The sequence below is a fragment of the Methylobacterium sp. D53M genome, from assembly GCF_053345625.1.
Genome location: NZ_JBKFAL010000090.1, coordinates 1 through 692, shown reverse-complemented (window position 1 = coordinate 692; position 692 = coordinate 1). Strand labels below are relative to the sequence as shown.

Here is a 692-nt window from a genome sequence, read left to right as displayed (position 1 = left end):
AGCCAGCCCGTGTCCTCGACCGGCGCCCGCGCCGGCCGCAGCCCGCAGACCCGCAGCAGCGCCGCCAGCGTCGAGCGCCCCGGGCCGGGATCGCGCAGCTCCCGCCAGCCCGCCTCGGCGAAGTGCAGGAACGGCTCGCGCCCGCCCACGTCCGGGTAGGTCGCCCGGTACCAGTCCGCGTCCACCGCCGGCAGGTTCAGCCGGTGCGGCTCCGCGAACGGCTCGGCCCCCGTCAGCCGGGTCTCGGCGACGTAGCGGAAGAACGGGTCGTCCGCGACCGCCCGGCTGCCGGCCCGCGCCTGCACGTAGCCGGCCGGGTCGAAGTCCGGCCGCGGGCCGATCCGCGCCCGCCAGCCCTCCGCCACGTAGTGGCGCAGCAGCGCCGTGTCCGAGGCATCGGCCAGCGCCTCGGCCTGCGGTCCGGGCAGGCGCTGCCGGTAATGGGCGGCGTCGAAGTAGGGGGCGAGCGTCTCGATCCGCAGCGCGAGCGCGGCCTCCGGGTCGGGGCGGGCCGGTCCGCCGTGGAGGACGTAGTGGACCAGCGGGTTCCGGGTGGCGAAGGTGATCCCGCGGCTGAGGCAGTAGGCCAGGGTGTCGAAGTGCGGCGCCGGCTCGCGGCCCTCGCGCCAGCCGGAGGCCATGTAGTGGTCGACCGGGTCGACGCCGGCGGCGGCGAGGTCGGGGTTGCCGGC

At 77.7% G+C, this 692-nt stretch carries 1 pseudogene; it reads right to left on the bottom strand.

Features of this window, described 5'->3' with window-relative positions:
• A pseudogene (locus tag ACLBYG_RS31620) lies at positions 1-692 on the bottom strand (glycosyltransferase); the annotation flags it as partial.